Source organism: Cryobacterium lyxosi (assembly GCF_004403345.1).
GTDB lineage: Bacteria > Actinomycetota > Actinomycetes > Actinomycetales > Microbacteriaceae > Cryobacterium > Cryobacterium lyxosi.
In genome coordinates, this window is sequence record NZ_SOGT01000002.1 from 243151 (window position 1) to 268808 (window position 25658).

The window sequence follows — 25658 nt, forward strand, 5'->3', positions numbered from 1 at the left end:
CAGGTGAGTGCACAGGTTCTGCACAATCTCCACGGCGTTTCGCGCAGATTATCCACAAGGTTATCCACAGGGGGGTTTGTGGCGGGTGCCGCTGGCTCTTTAGGGTAATTCAGTGTCGGCATCTCGCTCAGGCTGGTGTGTCCCGTCTCGTGTCGGTGGGCCCTGATACACCTATGAGAACGACAGAGAAAGAGGTGCCGAGTGTCAATCGCTCACCTGGGCCTGGCAAATCAGCCAGCGTCAAATGAGTACGGTTTGTCAGCGAGTGGTGGACCCGGTCGCAACGAGCGTTCCGCTGAAGCCTGGAAGTCGGAGCGAGCACTGCCCCACGATCTCCTCGCAGAACAGAGCGCCCTCGGTGGCATGATGCTCAGCAAAGACGCTGTTGCCGACGTTGTCGAGACCGTGCGGGGCGGCGACTTCTACATCCCCAAGCACGAGATCATCTTCGACGCCATTCTCTCGCTCTACGCCCAAGGCGAGCCGACCGACGTGATCACCGTCACCGATGAGCTCACCAAAGTCGGTGAACTTTCGCGGGCCGGCGGCGCGGACTACCTGCACACCCTGACGAGCCTGGTGCCCACCGCTGCCAATGCGGGGTTCTACTCGACCATCGTGGCCGAACGAGCGCTGCTGCGCCGTCTGGTCGAGGCTGGCACCCGTATTGCCCAGATGGGCTACGCCGCAGAAGGGGAGGTTCTCGACCTCGTCAACACCGCGCAGGCCGAAATCTATGCCGTCACCGGGGGGACCCAGACGGAGGACTACGTTCCGCTCACCGATGCTGTGACGGCGGCGATCGAAGAAATCGAGGCCGCCAAGCTCAAAGACGGCCAGATGAGCGGCGTCCCCACGGGGTTTGCCGACCTCGATGAACTGACCAACGGATTCCACGGTGGCCAGCTCATCATCGTGGCGGCTCGTCCGGCGTTGGGTAAGTCCACCCTCGCCCTCGACTTTGCACGCTCGGCGTCCATCCACCACAATATGCCGAGCATCTTCTTCTCACTTGAAATGGGGCGCAGCGAAATTGCGATGCGCCTGCTCGCGGCGGAGGCTTCCGTTCCTCTCCAGAGCATGCGCAAAGGAACCGTTGAGGCGCGCGATTGGACCACGATTGCCGCTACACGCGGCCGCATCAACGACGCACCGCTCTACATCGACGACAGCCCGAACATGACCCTGGTCGAGATCCGCGCCAAGTGCCGCAGACTCAAGCAGCGGGTCGGCCTCAAGATGGTCATCATCGACTATCTGCAGCTGATGACCAGTGGCAAGAAAGTCGAGTCACGCCAGCAAGAGGTCAGCGAGTTTTCGCGCGCTCTCAAGCTGCTCGCCAAAGAGCTGCAGGTTCCGGTGATTGCGTTATCCCAGCTCAACCGTGGGCCAGAGCAGCGCGCTGACAAGATGCCGGCCATTTCTGACCTTCGTGAGTCGGGTTCACTCGAGCAGGATGCCGACATGGTTATTTTGCTTCACCGCGAAAGCGCCTACGAGAAAGACAACCCGCGTGCCGGCGAGGCCGACCTCATCGTGGCCAAGCACCGTAACGGCCCGACGCGCACCGTCACGGTTGCCTTTCACGGACACTACTCGCGCTTCGCCGACATGGTGGCGGGCGGGTAGTTCGCACCGCGCTCGGGGCATCAGCACGTGCAGCCCGCTCGCAGATCTGGGCGGTGTCGCCGCGTAGACTAGAACTGTCCAACCTTGCAACGAAAGAGGTCGTGCGTGGCGAACGCGCAGGTACCATCAAGCGTCGGGCCCCGCTATTGGGCCGTGCCCGTCGGGCGCGCCATGATCGCAGTCATCCCAGCCATCATCATCACATTCAACCGCGATCACTCCGCGCAGCTGGGTCTCATCGTTTTCGGCGCATTCGCCCTGGCGAGCGGCCTGCTTCTCGTGCTGGTCGGGCCTCGCTCCCTGACCGTTACCATCGACCGCAGCCTGTTTCTCATTCATGGCGTCGTGAGCATGATTGCTGGGGCGCTGGCCCTCGCTTTCCACACGGGTGGACACGGGCTTTTTCTCTTCGTCGTGAGCGTCTGGGGAGCCGTCACTGGTCTGCTCGAAATCTATGCCGGCATCCGGGTGCGCTCACGTCCCCTGCCCGCCAAGGACTGGCTCTTCACCGGCATCGGCGCAGCGGTACTCGCCCTGCTCCTTCTATTGCTTCCGCCCAACCCGGTTGTCTCGGTCGGGTTGTTCGGCGCCTACCTGGTCTTTCTCGTTGTATTCCTGCCGATTGCCGGGCTGTCCCTCAAAGGGGATTCTCCGCGACAGCGTTCTGATGCCACGGCACCAGCAGACGCCGCCCCCGCGAACACCGCAACCAATGATTTGGACTCCCTGTGACCAAAAAGACTCCTGGTACCCCCGACCCGGCGCACCAGCCGAGCCGTTCTGATCGGTTGAAGCCGGTCGAATTGCTTGCAATCTCTGCCGGGATGGCCCTCTTCGTCGGGTTGACCATTCTCGGGACCACACGCGAACTCATACTCTCCGTCATCGGGCTCGGTGTGACGTTTATCGTGGCGCTCGTGGTGATCGCGATGCTCGTGCTCGGTATGAAACCGAACGCGTCGGAGCAAAGTGACCTTGATGAGCAAAACGGTCACTAGCCAACGTGCGGCTACACAAGAGCACCGTCATCGGTTTCGATGACGGTGCTCTTGTGTAGCCGGCGGCTGATCAGGGCAGATAATCAACCAAGGCGTCGGAGAGACCGACGTAGCTGGCCGGGGTCAGGGCCAGGAGCCGGGCCTTGGCCGCGGCGCCGATGTCGAGGGCTGACACGAACTCGGCGAGGTCGGCGCTCGTGATTCGCTTACCGCGGGTCAGCTCCTTGAGCAGCGCGTATGGGTCTTCAATGGATGAGCGCCCCGCCGAGACCTCGGCACGAATCACGGTCTGAATCGCCTCTCCCAGAATTTCCCAGTTGGAGTCGAGGTCGCTAGCGAGAAGCGCACGGTCAATATCAATCTCGCCCAGGCCCCGCAGAATGTTATCAAGCGCGAGCAATGAATGCCCAAAGCCGACACCGATATTGCGCTGGGTGGTCGAGTCGGTGAGGTCACGCTGCAGGCGGCTGGTCACGAGAGTCGCCGCGAGCGAGTCCAGGATGGCGCAGGACAGTTCGAGGTTGGCCTCCGCGTTTTCGAATCGAATCGGATTGATCTTGTGCGGCATCGTGGAAGAACCGGTGGCGCCAACCTGGGGGATCTGGCGGAAGTAGCCAATAGAAATATAGGTCCAGATGTCGGTGGCCAGGTTGTGCAGAATGCGGTTCGCGTGGGACGTGCGCGAATACAGCTCGGCCTGCCAGTCATGCGATTCGATCTGGGTCGTGAGTGGGTTCCACCCGAGACCAAGGCCCTCGACGAACTCGCGTGACAGCGCAGGCCAGTCGACAGAGGGCTCCGCAGTCACGTGCGCGGCGAAGGTTCCGGTAGCGCCGCTGAACTTGCCCAAATACTCACCGGCATTGATCTGACGCACGATGCGCTCGAGCCGGTAAACGAACACAGCAAGTTCTTTTCCCATGGTTGTCGGCGTCGCGGGCTGTCCATGGGTGCGCGCCAGCATTGCATCCGCTCGAAATTCGAGCGCGTTTCTGCGCAGCGCATCAATGACCAAGCTCAGCTTAGGTAGCCAGACGGTCTGGACGGCGTCACGAACGGTCAGGGCGTAGGAGAGGTTATTGATGTCTTCGCTGGTGGCGGCAAAATGGGTGAGTTCGCTGATGTGACCGAGGCCTAGCGTTCCCAGGCGTCGACGAACGAGGTATTCGACGGCCTTGACGTCGTGACGGGTGGTCGCCTCAAGCGTGGCCAGTTCGTCAATCTCGGCCTGACCGAAGTCGGTCACGAGGGAGCGCAGGGCGAGCTTCTGTTGGGTGTTGAGGGGCGCGGAACCAAACAGACTGCGGTCGGTGAGGGTGATCAGCCACTCCACCTCGACGCGCGCACGGGCGCGGTTGAGACCGGCCTCGGACAGGAACTCGCCCAGATCGGAAACGGCGGCTCGATAGCGGCCATCTAGTGGGCTCAAAACCTGTACGGGTAGGTGACTCATTGGACTCCCTGTCGAATTGCGGGTGCAAGTTGTTTCACAAGTGCGTGACTTGCCCTCTCAATCATGCCCAATACGGCGTCAAACAACGCATCGTCGGAATAGTACGGGTCTGGCACGTCGAACAGGGCGGCCTGCTCGGCGTCAAAGCTCAGCAGCAGGCGCACCTTGGAGCGATCGCGATCCTCCAGTGCCCAGTTACGCAGGATGCGCTCCTGGCTGCGGTCGAGGACGACGACAAGGTCGTGCTCAGCGAACCACAGCGGGTCAAACTGTCGGGCCCGATGGTGGCTGCCGTCGTAGCCGCGCTTGGCCAGGGCCGTGATCGTGCGACCGTCGGCTTGCTCACCCACGTGCCAGTCTCCGGTCCCAGCTGAACTGCTCGCGATGAGACGACCAAGACCAAGCTTCGTGACGAGGTCGCGAAGCACGACCTCGGCCATGGGCGATCGGCAGATGTTACCCGTACAGACGAAAATGATTCGAAACGGCGTCGACTCATCGGGGGTGAGAGACGCGAAGGGCATGCTGTCCATTGTGGAGCAGTTTCGTCTTCTCCACACGCCCAGTTTTTGGTGTCTGTGCACAGATTGCGCGCGGGTCAGCCGGCAGAATCGCTCATTCTGCGACGATCATCCCTGACGAGGAGGTGTCATGGACGGTGTGGAGATGCTGTTGCACGGTCAGAGTCGTTCTGAACGTCTGGCCATGTTGCGCACCCAGCGGGATCTTCTCTTTGCGCTGTACGCAGATATAACAGCGGGCCGTCGACACCTGAGCATGCTCGACCCCAGTGATGTCTGGAGTTCGCGCTCGCAGCGCGAATACTCGTGCCGTGTGGCCGAAATGCTCGGAGACGTCGATGTGGTTTTGCACTATCTCGATGAGGCGCTCGCCAGTGTTCGAAGTCACATTCACGAGGAGGAGCAGATGTGTCGAGCGTGAGTGATGGCTTGGAAGACGGTGACCTGGTTGTCTCGGTGGGTGGCACCGCCATCGTGGCAACGGATGCCATTCTGGCTCAGTCCCAATTCGTGGATGCACTCCACGACGATGCCGCCGACTGGGCTAACCGCGCCTATCGCATTCGAAATTTGGATCCGATGTGGCCGGCGAACTGGCTTGGACAGGATCCCTGGCCGGATCTTCTGCAGGCGGCCGGCAGGCTCCAGCAACTCGCGACGCTGTGTTCGGACGTCGCGAGTTATCTCCGGGCAGCAGCCCGAAATTATGGCTATGCGGAGCGACTGGCGCAAAAACTCGCGCTGCTTAGTGCCGCAGACATGGCTCACGGTCTTGGCAGTCTTGTTCGTGCCTGTTTGTTGGCGCTGTACAGCACGCCGGTCGGTGTCGCCCTGACCGGGATTCTCACCCTCGAACTGATGCGCCGTTACGGAACCACGCAATCTCCGTCAGCGGTGCAGAGCGACTCAGTCGGTGGAGTGCAGATCAGCCCTCGCTTGCTCACCAACCCGGCCGTGGTGATGCTCGTTCGGATAGCGGCCTCATCAATCGACGATGCCGCCGCTGGTCTTGGAGGGATGCCGCGAATTGTTGGTCGTACATTCGGCGATGAGGGATTAGGACTGATCGGCGTTTCCCAGACCGCCCTCGGGGTTGTGGCTGCGGCGCGCGCCCTGGGTCTCCTTCAGGAAGGTCCGGTGACGGCTGCGGCGGTGGGAGCACCAACGCGAGCGACTCCACCAACAGGGGTCGGTGACCTGGCGGCGCGCATACCGAGAGCCGTCCCGGGTAAGCCGCAGGTGCGCATCGAGAAATACGGCACACTTGACAACCCTTCCTGGGCGGTCTACGTCGGTGGAACGGTCGATTGGGACCCTGTCGCGTCGACTGAACCGTGGGACCTCACAGCAAACATTGCTGCGGTTGCCCGTCAGAATGCGGGCTCCTTCTCGGCTGTCATCGACGCTATGAAAGCGGCTGGAATCGCACCGTCCGATCCGGTTGTCCTTGCCGGCCATTCTCAGGGCGGGCTGGTCGCGACCCAGGTTGCGGCGTACACCTGGTTCAATGTGCAGGCGGTCGCAACCTTTGGGGCACCCGAATCGAGAGTTCCGGTGCCACCTGGCGTGGCCACGATGACGGTAGAACACACCGATGACGTCGTGACCGCTATAGGCGGCGCCAGCTTGCTCGATTCCGACGATCGACTCCTCGTTCGGCGCGAAGCGTTTGCTGTGCAGGAGCCGCTACCCGGGACTGTGCTGCCTGCTCACGATCTCGATACCTATCAGGAGACGGCGCACATCATTGACGCCTCGCCGGAAGACAACCTCAGCGGCTTTCGGTCCACTGTGACCGGAATCATGGGAAGCGAACCGGGTGAGGCCGTGTTGTGGCGCGGTGTCCGCTTGCCGGGGGGCCCTGCGCAACAGTAGGACGCGTGCGGGTGCGGCCCGATCAGTTACGCGCGGTGACCGGGCGCAGAATGAGACCGAGCAGCCAGGAAACAATGCCGAGAACGAGTGCGCCAAGCACGCCCCACCAGAAACCGTCGACGATAAGGCCGAACCCCAGAAACCCGGAGAGCCACGCCACCAGCAACAGGAGCAGTCCGTTGACGATGAGTGAGAACAGACCCAGCGTCAAAACGTACAGCGGAAAAGCCACGACACGCAGCACACCGCCGACCACCGTGTTCACGAAGCCGAAGATCAGCGCAAGGAGCAGATAGGTGAGCACGCTGGCACCGACATCCGGCGCGTAAGGCGTGACGTGCACGCCGGTCACGAGCAGTGCGGTGAACCACAGGGCTACCGCGTTGACGATCAGTTGGATCAGAAATCTTGCCATGCCCCACTATCTCACCGGCTCGCGGCGGGCGAAAGTCCGACAAACATTCATTCGTCATCGCGAATATATCCGGGCGTAGACTCACCGAGTGAGCCTCTCAGACCGACCCTCCGTCCGCCTGCGCCCGGAGATTGTCGCCCTCCCGGCCTACAAGCAAGGCAAACCGGCCGATGCCAGTGCCTATAAGCTCTCCAGCAACGAGAACCCGTTCGACCCGCTGCCGGGGGTTATCGCTGCGGTCACGGCCGAAACGGCCTACAACCGGTACCCGGATTCCTCGGCGCTGGTTCTGCGCGAGCACCTCGCCGCCAAGTACAGCATCGGCGTCGATCAGGTGCACATCGGTTCCGGTTCGGTGGCCTTGCTGGCCCAACTCATTCTCGCTGCTGCTGGCCCGGATGATGAAGTGCTTTACTCCTGGCGGTCGTTTGAGGCCTATCCCTCACTCGTAACCGTCGCCGGTGCTGTCAGTGTGCGTGTGCCCAACCGCCCCGATCACGCCCATGACCTGCCCGAAATGGCCGCCGCGATCAGCGACAACACCCGGGTCGTCATCGTGTGCTCACCGAACAACCCCACCGGCACGATCGTGACCAAGGACGAATTCGAGGCTTTCATGGCCGTCGTCCCTACCGACCTGCTGGTCATTCTCGATGAGGCATATATCGAGTTCGTTACCCAAGCGGATGCCGTCAACGGCCCGCCACTGCTGGCCCGCTACCCCAACCTTGTCGTTCTCCGCACCTTTTCAAAGGCCTACGGCCTCGCCGGGCTGCGGGTTGGTTACGCGCTCGGTCCCGTGGACATTCTGAACGCCGCTCGTTCGACTGCGATCCCCCTCTCGGTTACCGCGCAGGCCGCGGCTGCCGCTATCGCCTCCCTCCTGGCCGAGAAAGAGTTGCTTGATCGGGTCCGAGTCATCGCCGCGCGTCGCGATGCGACCTGGCAGGCGCTGATCGACCAGGGCTGGAACATCCCGGTACCCCAAGGCAACTTTCTCTGGCTGCCCACCGGCGCCGAAACAACCAGTATCACCGAGGCCCTCAGCGAAGCTGGCCTGGTGGTGCGTCCCTTCGCGCTTGAAGGTATTCGGATCTCGATCGGTGAAGAGCAGGCTGTAGCGACACTCTTAGTAATGAGCGCGGATCTTGTCGACGCGCTTCCCGTCGGCCACCCGGCTCGGAAGATAGGTTAGTACGGTGTCAGCCACTCGAAACGAAGCAATTGCGTCACGCATTGCTGCAGCGCCCACACCTTTTGGTCTCGATGGGACCGAGACGTGCGTGCGCATGATTTCTTCGACCGGGGTGTTCGAACCGAGCGCCGCCGCTGAAGAGTTTCTGCCCTACCTCGACCGCCTCACCGAAGCTGACTACCGACGTTTCTATCGGGACATGGTCGTGGTGCGGAAGTTCGACACCGAGGCAGCCAATCTGCAGCGTCAGGGCCAGCTCGCTCTCTGGGTTCCAAGCCACGGCCAGGAGGCCGCGCAGGTGGGATCCGCCTACGCCACCCGGCCGCAGGACCATGTGTTTCCCTCTTATCGGGAGCACGTGGTCGGCATGATCCGTGGCCTTGACGTCGTGGATATTCTGCGGATGCTGCGCGGTGTCACCCTCGGCGGCTGGGTCCCCGAAGAGCACGGAAACTTTCACCTCTATACCCTCGTACTCGCCTCGCAGACCCTGCACTCCACCGGCTATGCCATGGGCATGCAGCTCGACGGTTCGACCGCGACCGGCAACGCAGAGACCGATCAGGCCGTCATTGTCTACTACGGCGACGGAGCATCATCGCAGGGCGACGCCAACGAGGCGCTCGTTTTCGCGGCGAGCTACCAGACGCCACAGGTGTTCTTTCTGCAGAACAACCACTGGGCGATCTCGGTGCCCGTCGCCCGGCAGTCCCGTACGCCGCTGTACCTGCGTGCCGCTGGCTTCGGCATGCCGGGCACCCAGATCGACGGCAATGATGTGCTCGCGAGCTTCGCCGTCACGGCAAAGTCGATGGACGACGCTCGCGCCGGCCACGGCCCGTCGCTGATCGAGGCACTCACCTACCGGGTCGGCGCCCACACGACCGCCGATGATCCGACCAAATACCGCGACCCGGAGGAACTCGCCTACTGGGTGGCCCGCGACCCGATCGTGCGCTTTCGCAGCTACCTGAAGGGCTTGGGCGTCGAGCAGCAATTCCTCGACGACGTCGATGACGAAGCGGCCGATTTCGCCGCCGACGCCCGTCGTCGTGCTCTCGAGATCACCGGTCCGGAGCAATCGGTGATCTTCGACAACGTCTACGCCGAACCGCATCCGCTGGTGGCTGAGCAAAAAGCCTGGCTGGAACGCTACGAAGCATCTTTCGACGAGGGCAAGAACTGATGACCGCTGCACTAGACACGAGCGTGGCTTCCGCTTCGCTACCGATGGCCAAGGCTCTGAACGCCGGGCTGCGTCGCGCAATGCTCGACGACCCCAGAGTTCTGCTGATGGGCGAGGACATCGGCCCCCTCGGTGGAGTATTCCGGGTCACCGAGGGCCTCATCGCCGAATTCGGTGACAAGCGGGTGCTCGATACGCCGCTCGCCGAATCCGGCATCATCGGTACGGCAATCGGCCTGGCCATGCGCGGGTTTCGCCCGGTCTGCGAGATTCAGTTCGACGGATTCGTTTTTCCCGGCTTCGACCAGATCACCAGCCAGCTCGCACGCATGCGCAACCGCCACGAAGGCGGGCTCATCATGCCGGTGGTCATCCGTATTCCCTACGGCGGACACATCGGCTCGATTGAGCACCACCAGGAGAGCCCGGAAGCCTACTTCGCGCACACTCCCGGCTTGCGTGTGGTCAGCCCCTCCAATCCGCACGATGCCTATTGGATGATGCAGGAGGCCATCGCCAGTGACGACCCGGTGATCTTCTTCGAGCCCAAGAGCCGCTACTGGCCCAAGGGTGAGGTGCGCTTTGATGAAAGCGGAACACCGCTGCACGCCAGTCGCGTCGTTCGGGCCGGCACCGACGTCACCGTCGTCGGTCACGGCGCAATGGTCAGCGTGCTGCTCCAGGCGGCCGAACTCGCCACCGCGGAGGGCATCAGCCTCGAGGTCATCGACCTGCGTTCGATCTCCCCGATCGACTATCGACCGATTCTGGGTTCCGTGCAGAAGACCGGCCGCCTCGTGGTCACCCAGGAGGCGCCCGGCTTCGTGAGTGTCGGCAGTGAGATTGCCGCCACGGTCGCCGAGCGATCGTTCTACACGCTCGAAGCGCCCGTGCTGCGGGTCTCTGGCTTTGACACACCGTTTCCACCGGCCGCCGTCGAGACGCACTTTCTGCCCAGCCCCGATCGGGTGCTGGAAGCTGTCGACCGCGTTCTCGCCTACTGATCATGCTCACTTTTACCAGCAGCAGGAAAGGCACAGTATGAGCGTGTCGAAGTTCACTCTCCCCGATGTCGGCGAAGGCCTGACCGAGGCTGAAATCGTTGAGTGGAAGGTCGCGCCCGGCGACGCCGTGACGATCAACCAGGTTCTGGTCGAGATCGAAACGGCTAAGTCCCTGGTCGAGCTGCCGTCGCCGTTCGTGGGCGTGGTCGCGGAGATTCTGGTCGCGGCGGGCACGACCGTCGACGTGGGTACCCTCATCATCACGATCAATCCCGATGCCAGTTCAGCGGCAGCGGATGCCGCCGACACTGGTTCCGCTGACCAGATGACCGTGGACGCGAGCACCAGCATCATCGACGAAGCCCCGGAACCGGTGCTCGTCGGCCGCGGCGCCGCCGCTACCATGCCGACCCGTCGGCGTCGGCACACCGCCGCGAGCGTCGCCCACGAGACACTTGCGCCAAAAGCCCCGGCGCGCGCGCGCGTCGAGGCTTTGGAACCGACCCGGCGCGCGGCATCCGTTGGACCGGTCATGGCCAAGCCGCCCATTCGTAAACTCGCCAAGGACCTCGGTGTCGACCTCTCCCTCGTCGAAGCGACCGGACCGGTCGGCGACGTGACTCGCGAGGACGTGGTGCGCGGCGCGACCCAGACCAGCGTGTTCCGCAACATTCAGACGCCGGAATGGCCGGTCGATCGCGACGAACACATTCCCGTGAAGGGTGTGCGTAAAGCCATCGCGCAGGCAATGGTGAAGAGCGCTTTCACCGCCCCGCATGTGAGCTTGTTTGTTGACGTCGACGCCACCCGCACCATGGAATTCGTCAAACGACTCAAGGCGTCCACGGACTTCGCCGGCATTCGCGTGTCGCCCCTGTTGATCATGGCCAAGGCCATGATCTGGGCCGTGCGGCGCAACCCCACGGTGAACTCGACCTTCACCGATGAGGAAATCATCGTGCGGCACTACGTGAATCTCGGCATCGCAGCAGCGACCCCGCGCGGGCTGATCGTTCCGAACATCAAAGAAGCGCAGGACATGAGCCTGCTCGAGCTTGCGGCGTCCCTCGAGAAACTCACCATGACCGCGCGCGACGGTAAGACCAGCCCGGCCGAGATGAGCAATGGCACGATCACGATCACCAATATCGGCGTGTTCGGCATGGACACCGGTACTCCCATCCTCAACTCGCCAGAGGCCGGAATCGTGGCCCTCGGCACGATCAAGCAGAAGCCGTGGGTCGTCGATGGTGAGGTGCGAGTTCGGTATGTGACCACGATCGGCGCGAGCTTCGACCATCGCGTCGTCGACGGTGACGTTGCGAGTCGTTTTCTGGCCGACGTCGCGAGCATCATCGAGGAGCCGGCACTGCTGCTCGAATAGGAAGCTCGCCCGCTAATGGTTTTGACAATCATTATCAGCAAGGCTACTGTCGAGGAATGCACACGAGACATTTCGCCGTTCCCGCACTCCTCGCGTCAGCCGCACTAGCCCTCTCGGGATGCTCGGCTGAGACGACCGCGAGGGCCGACGGCGCAGCCAGCGACCTCAAGATCGTCGCCACAACCACCCAGGTCGCCGATTTAACCCGCAACGTGGTCGGCGATGCCAGGGGCGTCGACCTGACCCAACTCATCCAGCCGAACCAGAGCGCGCACAGCTATGACCCGTCCGCGGCCGATCTGACCGCGCTCGGCGCCGCCGACGTGCTCGTGATCAACGGCGTCGGACTTGAAAAGTGGCTCGACGACGCCATAGCCGCATCCGGCTTTGACGGTGTCACGATCGATGCCGATGAGGGCATCACGATCTCCAAGGTCGGGGCGGGAGAGGGTCAGACGAACGACCAGCACGCCGACGAAGAAGCGGATGCCCACGCCGATGTGGCCGCGGATGAGCATGCCCACGAGGGCGGTGATCCGCACATCTGGACGAACGTGCAGAACGCGAAGACAATCGTCGCCACGATCGTCGACGGTCTCACCTCCGCCGACGCAGGCAACGCGGTGACTTTCGAATCCAATGCCACGGCGTACACGGCGCGACTCAATGACCTCGACGAATGGATCCGCACCAATGTCGATACGGTGCCGGAGAGCGAACGACTGCTTGTGAGCAACCACGACTCCCTCGGCTACTTCACCGCGGCGTACCACATTGATTATGTCGGTTCGGTGATTCCAAGCTTCGACGACAACGCCGAGCCGAGCGCCGCCGAGATCGACTCCCTCGTCGCGGCCATCACGGCGACCGGCGTCACGTCCGTCTTCTCCGAGGCATCCCTCAGCCCCAAAACCGCCGAGACGATTGCGACCGAAGCTGGTGTGACCGTCTACTCCGGTGATGATGCGCTCTACGTCGACTCGCTTGGCCCGAATGGAAGCGCTGGCGATACCTACATCAAGGCGCAGCTGCACAATGCCACGCTCATGCTCGAGTCGTGGGGAGTCACGCCCTCTGCACTGCCCGCTGACCTGCAATAGTTAACACGTGATCGAGAACACTTCTCAAGAAACACCCACAGCGAACGCTGCCGCCGCTCTTCGTGTGGCGACGGCGTCGTTTGCGTACGGCGCGGACCCCACGCTGACCGGTATCGACTTCACGGTGCTGCCCGGTCAGGCTGTTGCCCTGATCGGCCCGAACGGGTCGGGCAAGTCCACCCTGCTCAAAGGTGTCCTCGGGCTCATCACCCGCACGTCCGGTACCGTCGAGGTGCTGGGACAGTGGCCGGCGCCGGCCGGCTACATCGGCTACGTGCCCCAGACCGACCAGCTCGACCCGCACTTTCCGGTCTCACTCGAGCAGGTCGTCATGATGGGCCGTTACCGCTCTCTCGGCTGGTGGCGCATGCCGACCAAGGCCGATCGCCGAGCCGTCGCCGAGGCGCTGGAGACCGTCAGCCTGGGCGATCGTGCCAAGACACGCTTCGGTGAGCTCTCGGGCGGGCAGCAGCAACGTGGTCTGCTCGCGCGCGCCGTCGCATCCGCCCCGCGCTTGCTTCTGCTCGATGAGCCTTTCAATGGACTCGATCAGGTCAACCGGGATGCACTCATCGAAACCGTGAAGTGCCTCAAGAAGCAGGGCGTCGCGGTGCTCGTGTCGACCCACGACCTTGACCTCGCGCGGGCCGTCTGTGAGTGTGTGCTGCTGCTCAACGGCGCTCAGGTGGCGTTCGGACCGCGCGATGCGGTGCTGACCCTCGCCAACGTGCAGCAGGCATTCGGCTCCGTCGGTGTGGAAATGGACGAGCACACCATTGTGGTTCCCGGTCACGGAGGTCACTGAGTGGGTGTCTTCACGCCGCTGATCACCGCCTTCGACCTGCCGTTCATGGCCAGGGCGTTGCTCGTGCTCGTCGTTCTGAGCCTCGTGGCCGGGCTCGTCGGTGTGCTCGTCAACCTGCGTGGGCTGGAGTTCATCAGTGACGGACTTACCCACGCGGTCTTTCCCGGTGTGGCCATCGGATTCGTCTGGGGTGGCCGCGACGGGCTATTCGTGGGAGCCATGGTGGCGGCGCTCATCGCGGCCGTCGTGCTCACCGTGATCGTCAAGCGCGCGGTCACGTCGGACGCCGCGATCGCTATCGTCTTCACGGCCATGTTCAGCGTGGGGATCATAGTAGTTTCACGGGAAACAAATTATGTCGGTCAGTTGGATGCCCTGCTGTTCGGACGCCTGCTGACCGTCGGCCCGGCCGAGGTCAACCAAACCGTTGTGGTCTGCCTGATCGCCCTGGTCATGGTGGGGTTCACCTTGAAAGAGCAAATCTTTCTGGCTTTCGATCGTGAAGGCGCGGCGGCGGCCGGCTACCGGCCCCTCCTGCTCGACATTGTGCTCAATGTCGCTATTGCCCTCGTTGTGGTGGCCGCAAGCAGCGCTGTGGGCAACCTGCTCGTCCTCGCCGTGCTGATCGTGCCGGGCGCGGTCGCCCGCCTGGTGACCAATCGACTGTGGCTGCTCTTTCCGGTAGCGGCAGGCTTTGCGACCCTGGCCGCCTGGGTGGGGCTGACGCTCGGCTACGAAGCATCGGTCAACGGCGGCGTCGACCTGCCGAGCGGAGCCACTGTTGTGCTCGTGCTCGTCGCAGGTTACGTGCTGGCACTGGTCGTGCGGCTCGCACTGGAGCGAATCGGCGGCCCGCGTCGACATCACGGTACCGTACCGGTGGAGCACTGATGGGCTACTTCGAACAGGCCCTCCTGGCAGCACTGCTGATCGGGGCGCTCAGCGGCCTCGTCGGCACCCTGGTAGTGCTGCGCCAGCGCACCTTCTTCGCTCAGGCACTCACCCACGCGACCTTTCCGGGAGCGGTCGGCGCGGCGATTCTCGGAGTGAGCATTCCGCTCGGCGCCGCCGTGGCGAGCGTATTCATCGTGGGCGTCATGACGATGATCGGGCGGGTCGAACGTCAGGGAAAACAGGTGGCATCTGGCATTCTGCTCACCGCCGGATTTGCACTCGGCGTTCTGCTGCAGGGGCTCAATCCGTCTCTGCCGGTCAAGGTCGACTCGTACCTGGTGGGTTCGATTCTCACGGTGAGCGGTAATGATGTGGCACTCGTGGCTATCGTGCTGGCGTGTGCCGTACTGGCCATTGTCTTTCTGGGCAAGCAGATCATGTTCTCGACCTTCGACGTGAACGGCTTTCGCGCGGCCGGCTATCGAGAATGGCCGATCGAAGTGCTGACTCTGATACTCATCACGGCCACCGTCGTCACCGCGATGCCCGCGGTGGGGGCTATCCTCGCCATCGCCCTGATCGCTGCCCCTGCAGCAGCCGCCCGGCTCGTCTCGCGGACGACCACTCAGATGTTCATCATTGCCCCCCTGCTCGGAGCCCTGGCCGGACTGGCCGGCGTGCTGCTTTCTCGTTCACTCGATGTGGCGGCCGGCCCGGCAATTGCCCTCACTGCGGTGGCCTTGTTCCTGCTTGCCCTGCTGCTGCGGCGGTTGGTCGCTTCACGGCGACCCCGCGAAGCGGATGCGCGCCGACCACAGCGAACATCGCTACGGTTGATGTCATGAAGCGAAACACCTGGCAGCGCGAGGCCGTTCGGGGCGCCCTCGACGCGAACGACGGCTTCGTCAGCGCCCAGGCGCTGCACTCCGCCCTGCACTCGACCGGATCCCCGATCGGACTGGCGACGGTCTATCGCGCCCTGGCCGATTTAGCCGATACGGGTGAGGCTGACTCGCTCCAGTCGCCAGAGGGTGAAAGCCTCTATCGCGCGTGCAGCACCAATGACCACCACCACCACTTGATCTGCCGTAACTGCGGCCTCACGGTCGAGATCGAAGCGGATGCCGTTGAAACCTGGGCCAAGGACGTCGCCGCAAAGAACGGTTTCACCGCTGCCGCCCACGTCGTCGATGTCTTTGGTCTGTGCGCCGCTTGCACGGCGAAAGCCGCAGCATCCGCTGAGTGACGCGAATCGGCCAGGCGGCACGCTGAAGTGCTGGCCGGTGGAAGCGCCGTGGTCTCGCCATTTCGACGGAGATTCGCGGACGAATTTGCACTGCGCCTGAGGAGCCCGTATCGTGGGAGGTTGCTGCGCCTCTGCGCGCGCATTGCAGGTTGTTCATTTATGAGCAGCCTGCCGACAAGGGATCTTGGGAAGGGCATTCGCCCTTCGGTAATGGAGGAAACCATGGCATCTGTTTGCCAGGTGACCGGAGCTGTTCCCGGCTTCGGACACAACATTTCGCACTCGCACCGACGCACCAAGCGTCGTTTCGACCCGAACGTTCAGAAGAAGACGTACTACGTGCCGTCGCTTCGTCGCAAGGTCACACTGACCTTGTCCGCAAAGGGCATCAAGGTTATTGATGCTCGTGGTATCGAAAGCGTCGTCAAGGACGTTCTCGCTCGTGGGGTGAAGATCTAATGGCTAAGGCTCATGACGTACGTCCGATCATCAAACTTCGTTCCACGGCTGGAACCGGTTACACCTATGTAACCAAAAAGAACCGCCGTAACGACCCCGACCGTCTCGTGCTCAAGAAGTACGACCCGGTTATCCGCAAGCACGTTGATTTCCGTGAGGAGCGCTAAACATGGCGAAGAAGAGCATGATTGCCAAGAACAACCAGCGCAAGGTCATCGTCGAGCGGTATGCCGTCAAGCGCCTGGAACTCAAGAAGGCCTTGGTTGACCCTGCCGGCACCGACGAGTCGCGTGAAGCCGCTCGCAAGGGCCTGCAGAAGCTGCCGCGCAACGCGAGCCCGGTGCGCCTGCGCAACCGTGACGCCGTTGACGGTCGTCCCCGCGGCCACCTCTCCAAGTTCGGCATCTCGCGTGTTCGTTTTCGCGATATGGCGCACCGCGGCGAGCTGCCCGGCATCACCAAGTCCAGCTGGTAACTCCTTCTGGCGCCGCTGAAGCTCGTCTTCATCGGCTTCTGAATCATCCAAACGGGATGTCGACTCTGAGTCGGCATCCCGTTTAGTTTTAATCCCTCTCTGGCGCCGTGTTTCGCGCAGAGCGAAAATCGAGCGCTCGAGAGGGTGAAAGTGCACTGAAATGATCGAAAATCGCCGTAAATCCGGGGTTTTTGGTGGATCAATGCTAGATTTCAACTCGGTCGAACCGACCAGCGGGGCTTCTCTTCGAGGAGCATCCGTATTACGAATATCGCTGTGTATACAGACGAAGGTCCGAGGAGGACACTCAATGGCTGACAAGTCGCTGAACAAGACCGAGCTCGTTGCCAAGGTTGCCGCTGACTCAGGACAGAGCCAGGCCGCCGTTGACGGCGTTCTGAACGCATTCTTCGCAACTCTGGCCGAGACCGTTGCCGCTGACGGCAAGGTCACCATCCCGGGATGGTTGGGAGTCGAGCGCACCGCTACGGCCGCGCGCACCGGCCGCAACCCGCAGACCGGCGAAGAAATCGCCATCGCAGCCGGCCACCGCGTCAAGCTGACCGCCGGAAGCAAGCTCAAGGCTGCCGCCAAGTAGCTTTTAGTGAGAAAAGGGGCGTCGACGCGAGTCGGTGCCCCTTTCTGGTTTTCAGGGCACCGTACGCGACGAATGTTCAGGGGTGGGCGAATAAGCTGGACAGGTGCCCCGTATAGTCCGCATTCTCGGACCGGCAGCCCTGCTGCTGGTCGCCGTATTGTCTACCCTTGTCGCGTTGGCCTACGGTGGTGGCGCTTCAGCCCAGCTCCTCGCCGACCCGGGACCGGTGGTGCGCTGGGGCCTTCCCCTGGCCAAGCTCGCGGTCAACATCGCGGCGGCGGGCACCATCGGTGCATTGGTGCTCACACTGTTCGCATTGAGCCCCAAGCAACGTGAATACAGCACCGCCCTGGACTTCGCCGCAGCGTCGTCGGCACTGTTCGCCGTCGCATCTGCTGTCACGGGCTTTCTGACCTTTCTACAGGTCACCAATGTGCCACTCGGCATCAGCGATCAGTTCAGCGCCACGGTCGGCCAATTCTTCAGCCAGATCGAACTGGGGCAGGCCTGGCTCGCGACGACCTTGATCGCCGCCGGCGTCACCGTACTGTGCTTCGCCGTGCGTAATCAGACCGCATTGGTCTTTGTGACCGTACTGGCCCTGACCGCGTTGCTGCCCATGGCTCAGCAAGGCCACTCGGCGGGCGCGTCGGGACACAACGCCGCGATCACGGCCCTCGGGTTGCACCTCGTCTTCGCGGCGATCTGGCTGGGTGGCCTGCTCACCATTGTCGTGCTGCGTACCCAGCTGGACGGCGAACGCATCCGCCAGGTGATCGGGCGGTATTCCTCGCTCGCACTGGTCTCGTTCATCGTGGTGGCCGCGTCGGGCTATGCCAGCGCTGAACTGCGCATCGGCAGCTGGGATAACCTGCTCAGTCCCTACGGCCTGCTCGTGCTCGTGAAGGTCACCGCTCTCGTCGCACTCGGCGGGTTCGGCATTGCGCAACGCCGGTTCTTTATCAAACGGATGCAGCGGAGCGGGCCGGCGAACGGTCGCTGGTTCTGGTGGCTCGTCGTGACCGAGCTCGGCTTCATGGGCCTGGCATCCGGTGTGGCCGCCGCGCTCGCCCGCACGGCGACGCCCGTCGCCCAGGTGGTCGCAACCGAGGTTCCCCAGTCAACGCCGGCGCAAATTCTCACCGGTGAACTCTTGCCGCCGGAACTCACTTTCTCGCGCTATTTCACCGAGTGGAACCTTGACCTCGCCTGGATTCTGTTCTGTGCATTCGGCATCTTTTTCTACCTGGCCGGCGTCTGGCGGTTGCACCGCCGCGGCGACGCATGGCCGATCTACCGCAGCGTGCTCTGGATTCTGGGTATGCTCACCCTGTTCTACATCACCAACGGTGGAGTGAATGTGTACGAGAAGTACCTGTTCTCCACCCACATGCTCGTGCACATGGTGCTGACTATGCTCGTGCCCTTGTTGCTGGTGCCGGGCGCCCCGGTGACCCTCGCCGCGCGGGCGATCGCCAAGCGGCAAGACGGCAGTCGGGGTGCGCGCGAGTGGATCCTCACCGCGGTGCACTCGCGCTTTGCCGGCATCGTCGCCAACCCGATTGTCGCGGCAGTGCTGTTCGGTGTCTCACTGTGGGTGTTCTATTACACCTCGATCTTCAGTTGGGCTACCACCGACCACATCGGCCACCTGTGGATGATCGTGCACTTTCTCATTACCGGCTACCTGTTCGTGCAGTCCCTGATCGGCATCGACCCGGTACCGTACCGCCTGCCGCACGCCTTCCGACTGCTGTTGCTGTTGGTGACAATGGCCTTCCATGCGTTTTTCGGCCTCGCCCTGATGAGCGGCACGGGGCTGCTCCTGGCCGACTGGTACGGAGCGATGGGCCGCACCTGGGGAGTGTCAGCCATCGCCGACCAGCAGATGGGGGGCGGTGTCGCGTGGGGAATCGGCGAACTGCCGACCTTTGTGCTGGCCGTTGTCGTCGCGATTATGTGGAGCCGTGACGATACTAAAGTCACAAAACGGCTGGATCGCACAGCGGACCGTACCGAGGACGCCGAGCTCATCGAGTACAACGCGAACCTGGCTCGTATCGCCGTGCGCGACGCTCGGACCCCCAGCTAGCCGTGCCTAGTGCAGTTGGATGGCGAGGGCACCGCTTGGCTGTACGACTGCGCTGAGCCCCATCGTGAACGGGACGTCTTCGTCGCGGGTACTGATGTCGCCGTCGAACAGTGACTGCACCTTCACCACGATATGGGCCTGCCCGGGAGTAGCGACCATCTCAAACGCCAGTTCGCCCGCGGTGAGCGTGACAGTGGGGTACGCGGTGATCGACCAGGCCGGAGTGCTCTCGATGCGGTCGTCGATCTGGATGCCCCAGGGGCAGCTGGTCGGTTGGAGCACCGTTTGGGTGGCGCACGCGTCGAGGAACTTGTTCAGCTCCGACTGAACCTGGCCCACCATGTCCTGGTTCGGTAAGGCGTTGACCTCCACTGCGGCGGGACCGTCTTTCGTCACACGCACGGTTTTCTTCTGAGCGGTCAGCATGGCCGACTCATGTTCGAACGTATAACGGTTCGGGGCGAACGCGAGATACGCGGCGGACGTGGAGAACGTTGCGGGGGCATCCGCTGCACTGTGGGCGCGCGTGTCCAGGGTGAGGCCGTTGACCGTGAATGATCGTTCGTGCAGCACCGAGACCTGCAGTACAGCAAGGGGGCTGGTGCTGAACGTCCAGGCGTTGAAAACGCCGGCGAACGAGCCCGCCCGCTCGACAGTGAACGCCATGCTCGACGCGATGCCGTTCAGATCGAAATCGAACACCACGGTCTGGGCGGTTCCATCGTCGATGGCGGGCGTAGCGGTCGTGCTCGCGAGTTCGATATTGTCGAGGCCGCTCAGAACAGATGCCCGCAGCAGGGTCTCGGGCAGATCTTTCGCGACCTCGTCGGTGAGCCCCCAGGCAGCCAGGTCGGTTGTGTTGGGCATCACGCCACCGAGAGCGAGGGCGCCGACGGTGTCGCCCCGGGCCAGGGCGTCGAGGTATTGCCGGGCAAAGCCGCTGGCGCTGTAGACCGTGCGATTGAGAGCATTGATGGTGCCCGCGAGGCCGGCCGCGAGCAGTCCGGCGACCACCACGATGACGAGAACGGCCCGGAGCAAACTGCCGCGGCGCCCGCTCGCCCGATGCTGTTCGGCCGGAATGGTCACTCCAATATTGTATGGGGAGGTGAACTGGCATCGCGGCCAAAGCTCCGCTTCGTACCCGGTGCGCTGCTGGAGGCTACAGTGGAATGTTGCCTGTGACGATATCCCCGTGCAGCGTTCGCCTGCCAGAGAAAGTGTGCCGTGTCCGAGATTCCGCTCAGTCGTGAACAGGCGCTGGTCTTCGCGGCGATCGAAGGCACCAAGCAGAACGTGTTCGTCACCGGCCGGGCCGGAACCGGTAAGTCCACCCTGCTGAACCACCTCTCGTGGAACACGAGCAAGCAGATCGTGATCGCCGCGCCTACCGGTGTCGCCGCATTGAACGTTGGTGGTCAGACCATCCACTCGCTCTTTCGGCTGCCGATCGGTGTGATTGCCGACAGCCCGATCGATCAGAACGACCAGGTGCGCAAACTTCTCAACACCATCGACACCCTCGTCATCGACGAGGTCTCGATGGTCAATGCCGACCTCATGGACGCGATCGACCGCAGCCTGCGCCAGGCCAGGCAACGCCCGTTCGATGTATTCGGCGGAGTCCAGATCGTGCTGTTCGGTGACCCGTACCAGCTGGCCCCGGTGCCGGGCGGACCGGATGAGCGTGCCTATTTCGCCGACCACTACCGCTCGATGTGGTTCTTCGACGCGAAGGTGTGGCGTGATGCAGAGTTGCGCATCTTCGAGCTCACCGAAATCCACCGGCAGCGTGACAACGATTTCAAGCTCATGCTCAATGCCGTTCGGCACGGCCAGGTCACTCCCGAGATCGGCGGAGCTCTCAACGGCGCGGGGGCGCGAACACCGCCGAGCGAGGGCGTGATCACCCTCGCGACCCGCAATGACGCTGTGAACCGCATCAACGCATCCGCTTTGAAGAAGCTGTCGGGTAAATCGCTCACCGCGAAGGCCGACATCACCGGGGATTTCGGCGGCAAGCAGTTTCCGGCCGACGAGGTGCTCGAACTCAAGGTGGGCGCGCAGGTGATGTTCCTGCGCAACGATTCTCCGCTTGACGGTGGGCCGCGTTGGGTCAACGGCAGCATTGGAACGGTGACGAAGGTCACCTCGACCGTGTTCGTGGACATCGACGGCGACGTGTTCGAGGTCGAGCCGACGGTGTGGGAAAAGTACAAGTACACCTACAACGCTGCGACCAAGAAACTGAGTCGGGATGTCGTGGCGGAATTCACGCAGTTTCCGCTGCGGTTGGCCTGGGCGGTCACCATTCACAAATCGCAGGGGGCCACCTACGCGCGGGCCATTGTCGATCTTGGTGCGCGGGTGTTCAGTCCCGGTCAGACCTATGTCGCCCTGAGCCGGCTGACCAGTCTGGACGGGCTCTACCTCACCCGCCCGCTGCGGCCGAGCGATATCATCGTCGATGAAAACGTCAAGCGTTTCATGAGCATCGAGGTTGTGCCGCCGGTAGCTGACCTGGCAGGGCTGGATGCGTCGGGCCGTGATTCTTCAGCGTCGGGGCACAGCGAACCCTAGAACGCACTAGCCGTTCGATGTTCACGCAAGTAAGACCCGTTCCACGCTCTGCGAAAGGCACCAGTGCGATCCGTGCCATCAGTGCGGCCAGTGCGGCCAGTGCGATCAGTGCGATCCGTGTGATCCGTGGTCGACCGGTTGCGGCATGATGACCGCGGTCACACCGTGCGACCCGTGGGGTAAGGCGTGGGAGCCGATCTCGGTAGCAGCGAGGGCCGGGGTGGTGAGCGCCGAGAGCAGAAAGCCGCCCACGACGACGCCGGTGAGAAAACGCCAACCGTTCGGCGCGGCGGTGCCGTGCAGAGCGGCACCGACAGGGGCAGTGACTTTGTTCGATGCGTGCCGCTGTGCAATGGCCACCGTAGCGGCCAAGAATATGTTGAGTAGTGACGCAATGGCCATCGGGTAGAGCGGTAGCCCGGTCTGGGCGCTCGTGACGCCGAGACCGCTGCCGAGGGCGGCAGTCGCTCCCCAGATGAAAACCGGTATGAGGGCTGCTCCCACGATGATGCGGGGAACAATTATGCGGTCCCGGGCAAGGGCGGCGATTCCCCAGCCGAGTTCAGCAATGCCGAACCCGACCAGAAGAACCGACAGGGGAAACGGAGCGGTTACGCCCACGGCCAAGTGGACCAGAGCGGCGCCGAGGGCGGCGAAGCCCATCCAAATACGAGTGACCGGGGACATGATGCTCCTTGGGTGAACCTGCTGCGAAGGGATGGAGTGATGCTGGGGCTGGTCGTTACGCCGTGGCGTGGCTGCGAACCATCTTGTCGGCGGTGAGGCCAACCCCGAGGAGAACGATCGCGCTGCCGAGGTGCAGGAAGTGGTCAGCCGTGTTGAGCGCCAGGATGTTCAGTGCGGTGCTCGCGATAAAGAATCCAACGATGCCCAGGAGCAGATACACGGCGCCGATGGTGCTGTTAGTCGCCTTGGCGGCCGCAACGTTGGAGAGGCCGGCAATGAGCAGGGCGGCACCGATCAGAAGATGCGCAATGTTGTGCAGAGGATTGACCTCGAAGATTCCGAGAAGCAATTCGCCTTGAGTGGCGATGAAGCCGACTCCGCCGGTAACGGCGAAGCCGAGTAATCCAACGAGAACGTAGACCGCGCCGAAGACGGTGGCGATCAGACGATTAGGTGATGTGCGCATTTCAGGTGCCTCCTGTTTGTTTCACGGCTAACCCGTGCTTGCTGTGAGTTCGGAGCTCCATCGACTTCGGATTGGTGACAATTGTGCCCCTAATCTCCCCTTTTGGGTGTCGGCGCATGAACTTATCGCAAAACGCCACAAGCGTGGCACCCAGATCGGGTGCCACGCTGTGGAAACGGTTAGACGGTTCTGGCAGTTGTATTACGACTTGGCCTGGCGGCGGTTTGCGATCGCCCCATAGATAAGGAGCACGATAAGCGATCCGACGATCGCGAGAATCCACGTCGTCAGCGAGAAGAAGTCGCCCAGGTTGACGTTGAACAGGAGCCCGCCCAGCCACCCACCGAGGAAGGCACCGATCACCCCGAGCAGCAGGGTAATGAACCAGCCTCCGCCCTGCCTGCCGGGAAGGATTGCCTTCGCGATGGCGCCGGCGATGAGACCGAGCAGGAGGAATCCGAGGAAACTCATGAGAACTGCCCTTCCGTTGGTCATGCTGTCAGCGTGCCGACGTTTCGGAACGAGCACATCACCGTTCGCGTGAACCTACCCATGTGTGTGCTCGTCGTCAATGCTGCACGGGTATCGATTCAAATGGACCCACCGAACGGATGCCCCCGACGCTCGAGAAGAGAAAACCCGCGTAAAACGATTCAATCCAGCCAGTAATCATCATCGATGTACGAGTGGCCAAGGGGGGGAGTTGTGTCAATGGGGTCAGGAAGATCGTCGGCAAAAATGGCTTCCAGCTTCACGATCGAATGTGCCGTGATCAGAAGGGAGGTCTGCGCACGCAGGGAACTGAATATGTCGACGAAGCCGCCGCCGCTGTGGACTGCTGCCGTCATCGCAGCTTTGAGAGCCGAAACGTTGTAATCGCCGGAAAGGTAGAACCAGTCGTCGTTGATCGTCAGGCGGTAGCTCTGCATTACATGGTCCGTTTCGTTAGTGCAGGGTGATGGCCGCGCTCGAGGCGACCGGTCGGCGGCTCAATATCGGCCGGTTGCTAGAACCTGGCTGACCCCAAGGAGCACGTCGAACCGCGAGCGCGTCTTTCAATATACGGGAAATAATTCAAAGAAGAAACTACTCACTCATTAAGAAACTCCAAAATTGAGCTACCCGCTACACTGGCAGGACAGAGCGGCTGGGACGAGTCGTTTTGTGGGCCTGCAGTGCGGGCGAAACAGACAGACCAGAGGTCGGAGAACGTATGAAACTCGATATCTCGAGACGCACCGGGGATGGTCTCACAGCATCCGCTCTTGCGTTTCTTCGGGGGATGGATCGCAACCGCAATCGGGTGGCGGCGGAAACCAACTTGACAGGGAGTGAGCTGCGAGCACTGGCCCGTGTCGCGGAATCCGGAAGCATTACTCCTAAGCTGCTCGCGGAAACGATGGAAATTACAACGGGTGCCGTGACCGCGATTTCAAATCGCCTGGTGGCATTAGAGCTGGTCACCCGGGTGGCCCACCCGCACGATCGACGCAGCCTGCTCTTGGTCTTGACCCCCGCCGCAGAACAGATCACCCAGAAGCTTTACAGCGACTTCGCGGCATTGATCGCCCGTGCCGCGCGGGACGTCAGCCCGGATGATCAGGTGCGTCTGGGAGAGCTACTGACCTCGATGGCTCTCGTGGTGGATGCGGATGCGGATCTGATCCCGGCCGGGCCAACCAGGTAGCAACTTACGGGTGGAGTGTTCCGGCTCCCGCCAGGAGTGCGCGGTAGCCCTCTCGGTAGGTGGGGTAGGTGAAGGTGAAGTCGGTATCTCGCAGCAAGCGGTTGCTGAGGAGCTTGTCCCCGCCACGCTGACTTTCCCGGGTGGAGGCTGGCGCTGCTGACGGGTTTAGAGCTAATTCGGGCAGGTCGAGCTCGGCGGCTAGGAAGGCCAGCACCTCGTTGCTCGGGACCGGGGCGTTGTCGACGCCAAGATACAGGGGCGCCGGCTGTTCCGGGCGCAGTAACAGGTGCACGATCGCGGCTGCTGCGTCATCCCGGTGGATGCGGTTAGTGTGGCGTGACTCCGCGGAGAGTGCGGCACCAGCTCGTACCTGCGTGATCAGTCGTTCCCGACCGGGGCCGTAGATGCCGGCCAGGCGCAAAACGGTGGCGCTGGGAATGCGGGCGTGCAGCATTTGCTCGGCGTCGAATACGATCGAATCTGTGCCCGGTTTTGGGTTAGCGGGGGTCTGCTCGTCGACTCGGCTGCCGTCGTTGATGTCGTAGACGGCCGTTGATGAGACGAGCAGCACGCGGCGGGGCGTGACGCCGGCGTCATCGAGCGCATCGAGCAGGTTGCGCAGGCCGTCCAGGTACGCGGCTCGGTAAGCATCGATCGTTGGGCTTCCAGCGGAGATCGCCATAACGACGAACTCGGTATCGAACGGAATGACAGGCTTCTCACGGCTCAGATCGATCGACTGACCAGTGATTTCCCTCGGGAGCACGCTCGCGCTGCGGCGCAGCCCGACCACCGCGTGCCCCAAGGCGGCGAAGCGCAAGCCGACCTCGGTGCCGAGGTCACCGCATCCGGCAATCAATATCGTCATCTGTCTCCTTGCTCATCTCAACGGTATCGGGCGCACGTGAC

The 25658-nt window shown here is 62.6% G+C and carries 30 protein-coding genes; 21 read left to right on the top strand and 9 right to left on the bottom strand.

Annotated features, from left to right (window positions below):
- The first annotated feature begins 201 nt into the window (after positions 1–201).
- The 3 genes from dnaB to E3T27_RS02095 all read left to right on the top strand — a co-directional run bounded on the left by dnaB (position 202) and on the right by E3T27_RS02095 (position 2627).
- Positions 202–1629 (top strand): replicative DNA helicase, encoded by a 1428-nt coding sequence (dnaB, locus tag E3T27_RS02085; protein ID WP_369831152.1) that lies wholly within the window; start codon positions 202–204, stop codon positions 1627–1629.
- A gap of 105 nt (positions 1630–1734) precedes the next feature.
- The gene (locus E3T27_RS02090; RefSeq protein WP_166786066.1) at positions 1735–2361 is read left to right on the top strand and encodes a hypothetical protein; all 627 of its coding nucleotides are present in this window, start codon (positions 1735–1737) and stop codon (positions 2359–2361) included.
- Positions 2358–2627, top strand: a complete 270-nt coding sequence (locus E3T27_RS02095) for a hypothetical protein (protein WP_104197301.1) — start codon at positions 2358–2360, stop codon at positions 2625–2627. Before E3T27_RS02090 ends, E3T27_RS02095 begins: the two co-directional genes overlap by 4 nt.
- Positions 2628–2697: 70 nt before the next feature.
- On the opposite strand, the gene purB is transcribed toward E3T27_RS02095, so the two are convergent.
- Both purB and E3T27_RS02105 read right to left on the bottom strand, forming a co-directional pair.
- A complete protein-coding gene (gene purB, locus E3T27_RS02100) occupies positions 2698–4080 on the bottom strand; it encodes an adenylosuccinate lyase (RefSeq protein ID WP_134571409.1) in 1383 nt (460 codons plus the stop codon).
- Positions 4077–4613 (bottom strand): low molecular weight protein-tyrosine-phosphatase, encoded by a 537-nt coding sequence (locus E3T27_RS02105; RefSeq protein ID WP_241992074.1) that lies wholly within the window; start codon positions 4611–4613, stop codon positions 4077–4079. Before E3T27_RS02105 ends, purB begins: the two co-directional genes overlap by 4 nt.
- 118 nt (positions 4614–4731) lie before the next feature.
- Between E3T27_RS02105 and E3T27_RS02110 the strand changes: the two genes are divergently transcribed.
- Positions 4732–5022 carry a hypothetical protein gene (locus tag E3T27_RS02110; RefSeq protein ID WP_104197303.1) on the top strand — a complete coding sequence of 97 codons (291 nt, stop codon included), beginning with the start codon at positions 4732–4734 and terminating at the stop codon, positions 5020–5022.
- Positions 5010–6476, top strand: a complete 1467-nt coding sequence (locus E3T27_RS02115; protein ID WP_134571410.1) for an alpha/beta hydrolase — start codon at positions 5010–5012, stop codon at positions 6474–6476. The genes E3T27_RS02110 and E3T27_RS02115 overlap by 13 nt, the downstream gene beginning before the upstream one ends.
- A 22-nt stretch (positions 6477–6498) precedes the next feature.
- Here the strand turns inward: E3T27_RS02115 and E3T27_RS02120 are convergent, their stop codons facing one another.
- Positions 6499–6891, bottom strand: coding sequence for a phage holin family protein (locus E3T27_RS02120; protein ID WP_104197305.1), 393 nt, complete (start codon positions 6889–6891; stop codon positions 6499–6501).
- Positions 6892–6979: 88 nt separating this feature from the next.
- On the opposite strand from E3T27_RS02120, the gene E3T27_RS02125 reads away from it, so the two are divergent.
- From E3T27_RS02125 to E3T27_RS02190, 14 genes are all read left to right on the top strand, one after another.
- Positions 6980–8086: a histidinol-phosphate transaminase gene (locus tag E3T27_RS02125; protein ID WP_134571411.1), complete on the top strand. Its 1107-nt coding sequence runs from the start codon at positions 6980–6982 to the stop codon at positions 8084–8086.
- Positions 8087–8180: 94 nt separating this feature from the next.
- The gene (locus tag E3T27_RS02130; protein WP_104197307.1) at positions 8181–9272 is read left to right on the top strand and encodes a thiamine pyrophosphate-dependent enzyme; all 1092 of its coding nucleotides are present in this window, start codon (positions 8181–8183) and stop codon (positions 9270–9272) included.
- A complete protein-coding gene (locus E3T27_RS02135) occupies positions 9272–10276 on the top strand; it encodes an alpha-ketoacid dehydrogenase subunit beta (protein WP_134571412.1) in 1005 nt (334 codons plus the stop codon). The genes E3T27_RS02130 and E3T27_RS02135 overlap by 1 nt, the downstream gene beginning before the upstream one ends.
- A gap of 37 nt (positions 10277–10313) precedes the next feature.
- A complete protein-coding gene (locus E3T27_RS02140) occupies positions 10314–11660 on the top strand; it encodes a dihydrolipoamide acetyltransferase family protein (RefSeq protein WP_104197309.1) in 1347 nt (448 codons plus the stop codon).
- A 56-nt stretch (positions 11661–11716) separates the two neighbouring features.
- Positions 11717–12760 (top strand): metal ABC transporter substrate-binding protein, encoded by a 1044-nt coding sequence (locus E3T27_RS02145; protein ID WP_134571413.1) that lies wholly within the window; start codon positions 11717–11719, stop codon positions 12758–12760.
- Between the two features lie 7 nt (positions 12761–12767).
- The gene (locus E3T27_RS02150; protein ID WP_241992075.1) at positions 12768–13565 is read left to right on the top strand and encodes a metal ABC transporter ATP-binding protein; all 798 of its coding nucleotides are present in this window, start codon (positions 12768–12770) and stop codon (positions 13563–13565) included.
- The gene (locus E3T27_RS02155; RefSeq protein WP_134571414.1) at positions 13566–14456 is read left to right on the top strand and encodes a metal ABC transporter permease; all 891 of its coding nucleotides are present in this window, start codon (positions 13566–13568) and stop codon (positions 14454–14456) included.
- Positions 14456–15304, top strand: a complete 849-nt coding sequence (locus tag E3T27_RS02160; protein ID WP_104197313.1) for a metal ABC transporter permease — start codon at positions 14456–14458, stop codon at positions 15302–15304. Before E3T27_RS02155 ends, E3T27_RS02160 begins: the two co-directional genes overlap by 1 nt.
- Positions 15301–15705 (top strand): Fur family transcriptional regulator, encoded by a 405-nt coding sequence (locus E3T27_RS02165; protein ID WP_104197314.1) that lies wholly within the window; start codon positions 15301–15303, stop codon positions 15703–15705. The genes E3T27_RS02160 and E3T27_RS02165 overlap by 4 nt, the downstream gene beginning before the upstream one ends.
- A 222-nt stretch (positions 15706–15927) precedes the next feature.
- A complete protein-coding gene (rpmB, locus tag E3T27_RS02170; RefSeq protein ID WP_035835252.1) occupies positions 15928–16164 on the top strand; it encodes a 50S ribosomal protein L28 in 237 nt (78 codons plus the stop codon).
- The gene (gene rpmG, locus E3T27_RS02175) at positions 16164–16331 is read left to right on the top strand and encodes a 50S ribosomal protein L33 (protein ID WP_035880539.1); all 168 of its coding nucleotides are present in this window, start codon (positions 16164–16166) and stop codon (positions 16329–16331) included. The genes rpmB and rpmG overlap by 1 nt, the downstream gene beginning before the upstream one ends.
- Positions 16332–16333: 2 nt before the next feature.
- On the top strand, positions 16334–16639 hold the full coding sequence (gene rpsN, locus E3T27_RS02180; RefSeq protein WP_092110538.1) for a 30S ribosomal protein S14: 306 nt from the start codon (positions 16334–16336) through the stop codon (positions 16637–16639).
- Between the two features lie 310 nt (positions 16640–16949).
- Entirely contained in the window at positions 16950–17237 is a 288-nt protein-coding gene (locus E3T27_RS02185; protein ID WP_035835256.1) for an HU family DNA-binding protein, read from the top strand.
- 103 nt (positions 17238–17340) lie between these two features.
- Positions 17341–19329, top strand: coding sequence for a bifunctional copper resistance protein CopD/cytochrome c oxidase assembly protein (locus E3T27_RS02190; RefSeq protein ID WP_174722163.1), 1989 nt, complete (start codon positions 17341–17343; stop codon positions 19327–19329).
- 6 nt (positions 19330–19335) lie between these two features.
- Here E3T27_RS02190 and E3T27_RS02195 read toward each other — a convergent pair whose 3' ends face one another.
- On the bottom strand, positions 19336–20418 hold the full coding sequence (locus tag E3T27_RS02195) for a hypothetical protein (RefSeq protein WP_134571415.1): 1083 nt from the start codon (positions 20416–20418) through the stop codon (positions 19336–19338).
- A 138-nt stretch (positions 20419–20556) separates the two neighbouring features.
- Between E3T27_RS02195 and E3T27_RS02200 the strand changes: the two genes are divergently transcribed.
- Entirely contained in the window at positions 20557–21909 is a 1353-nt protein-coding gene (locus tag E3T27_RS02200) for an ATP-dependent DNA helicase (protein ID WP_104197316.1), read from the top strand.
- A gap of 105 nt (positions 21910–22014) precedes the next feature.
- On the opposite strand, the gene E3T27_RS02205 is transcribed toward E3T27_RS02200, so the two are convergent.
- The 4 genes from E3T27_RS02205 to E3T27_RS02220 all read right to left on the bottom strand — a co-directional run bounded on the left by E3T27_RS02205 (position 22015) and on the right by E3T27_RS02220 (position 23991).
- Positions 22015–22596 carry a hypothetical protein gene (locus E3T27_RS02205; protein ID WP_134571416.1) on the bottom strand — a complete coding sequence of 194 codons (582 nt, stop codon included), beginning with the start codon at positions 22594–22596 and terminating at the stop codon, positions 22015–22017.
- A gap of 55 nt (positions 22597–22651) precedes the next feature.
- Entirely contained in the window at positions 22652–23062 is a 411-nt protein-coding gene (locus tag E3T27_RS02210) for a DUF4383 domain-containing protein (RefSeq protein ID WP_104197318.1), read from the bottom strand.
- Positions 23063–23263: 201 nt separating this feature from the next.
- Positions 23264–23533, bottom strand: a complete 270-nt coding sequence (locus E3T27_RS02215) for a GlsB/YeaQ/YmgE family stress response membrane protein (protein ID WP_104197319.1) — start codon at positions 23531–23533, stop codon at positions 23264–23266.
- A gap of 182 nt (positions 23534–23715) precedes the next feature.
- Positions 23716–23991, bottom strand: a complete 276-nt coding sequence (locus tag E3T27_RS02220; protein WP_134571417.1) for a hypothetical protein — start codon at positions 23989–23991, stop codon at positions 23716–23718.
- Between the two features lie 353 nt (positions 23992–24344).
- On the opposite strand from E3T27_RS02220, the gene E3T27_RS02225 reads away from it, so the two are divergent.
- Positions 24345–24749, top strand: a complete 405-nt coding sequence (locus E3T27_RS02225; RefSeq protein WP_166786067.1) for a MarR family winged helix-turn-helix transcriptional regulator — start codon at positions 24345–24347, stop codon at positions 24747–24749.
- A 4-nt stretch (positions 24750–24753) separates the two neighbouring features.
- Here E3T27_RS02225 and E3T27_RS02230 read toward each other — a convergent pair whose 3' ends face one another.
- Entirely contained in the window at positions 24754–25617 is an 864-nt protein-coding gene (locus tag E3T27_RS02230) for an NAD-dependent epimerase/dehydratase family protein (protein ID WP_104197322.1), read from the bottom strand.
- Positions 25618–25658: the final 41 nt, after the last annotated feature.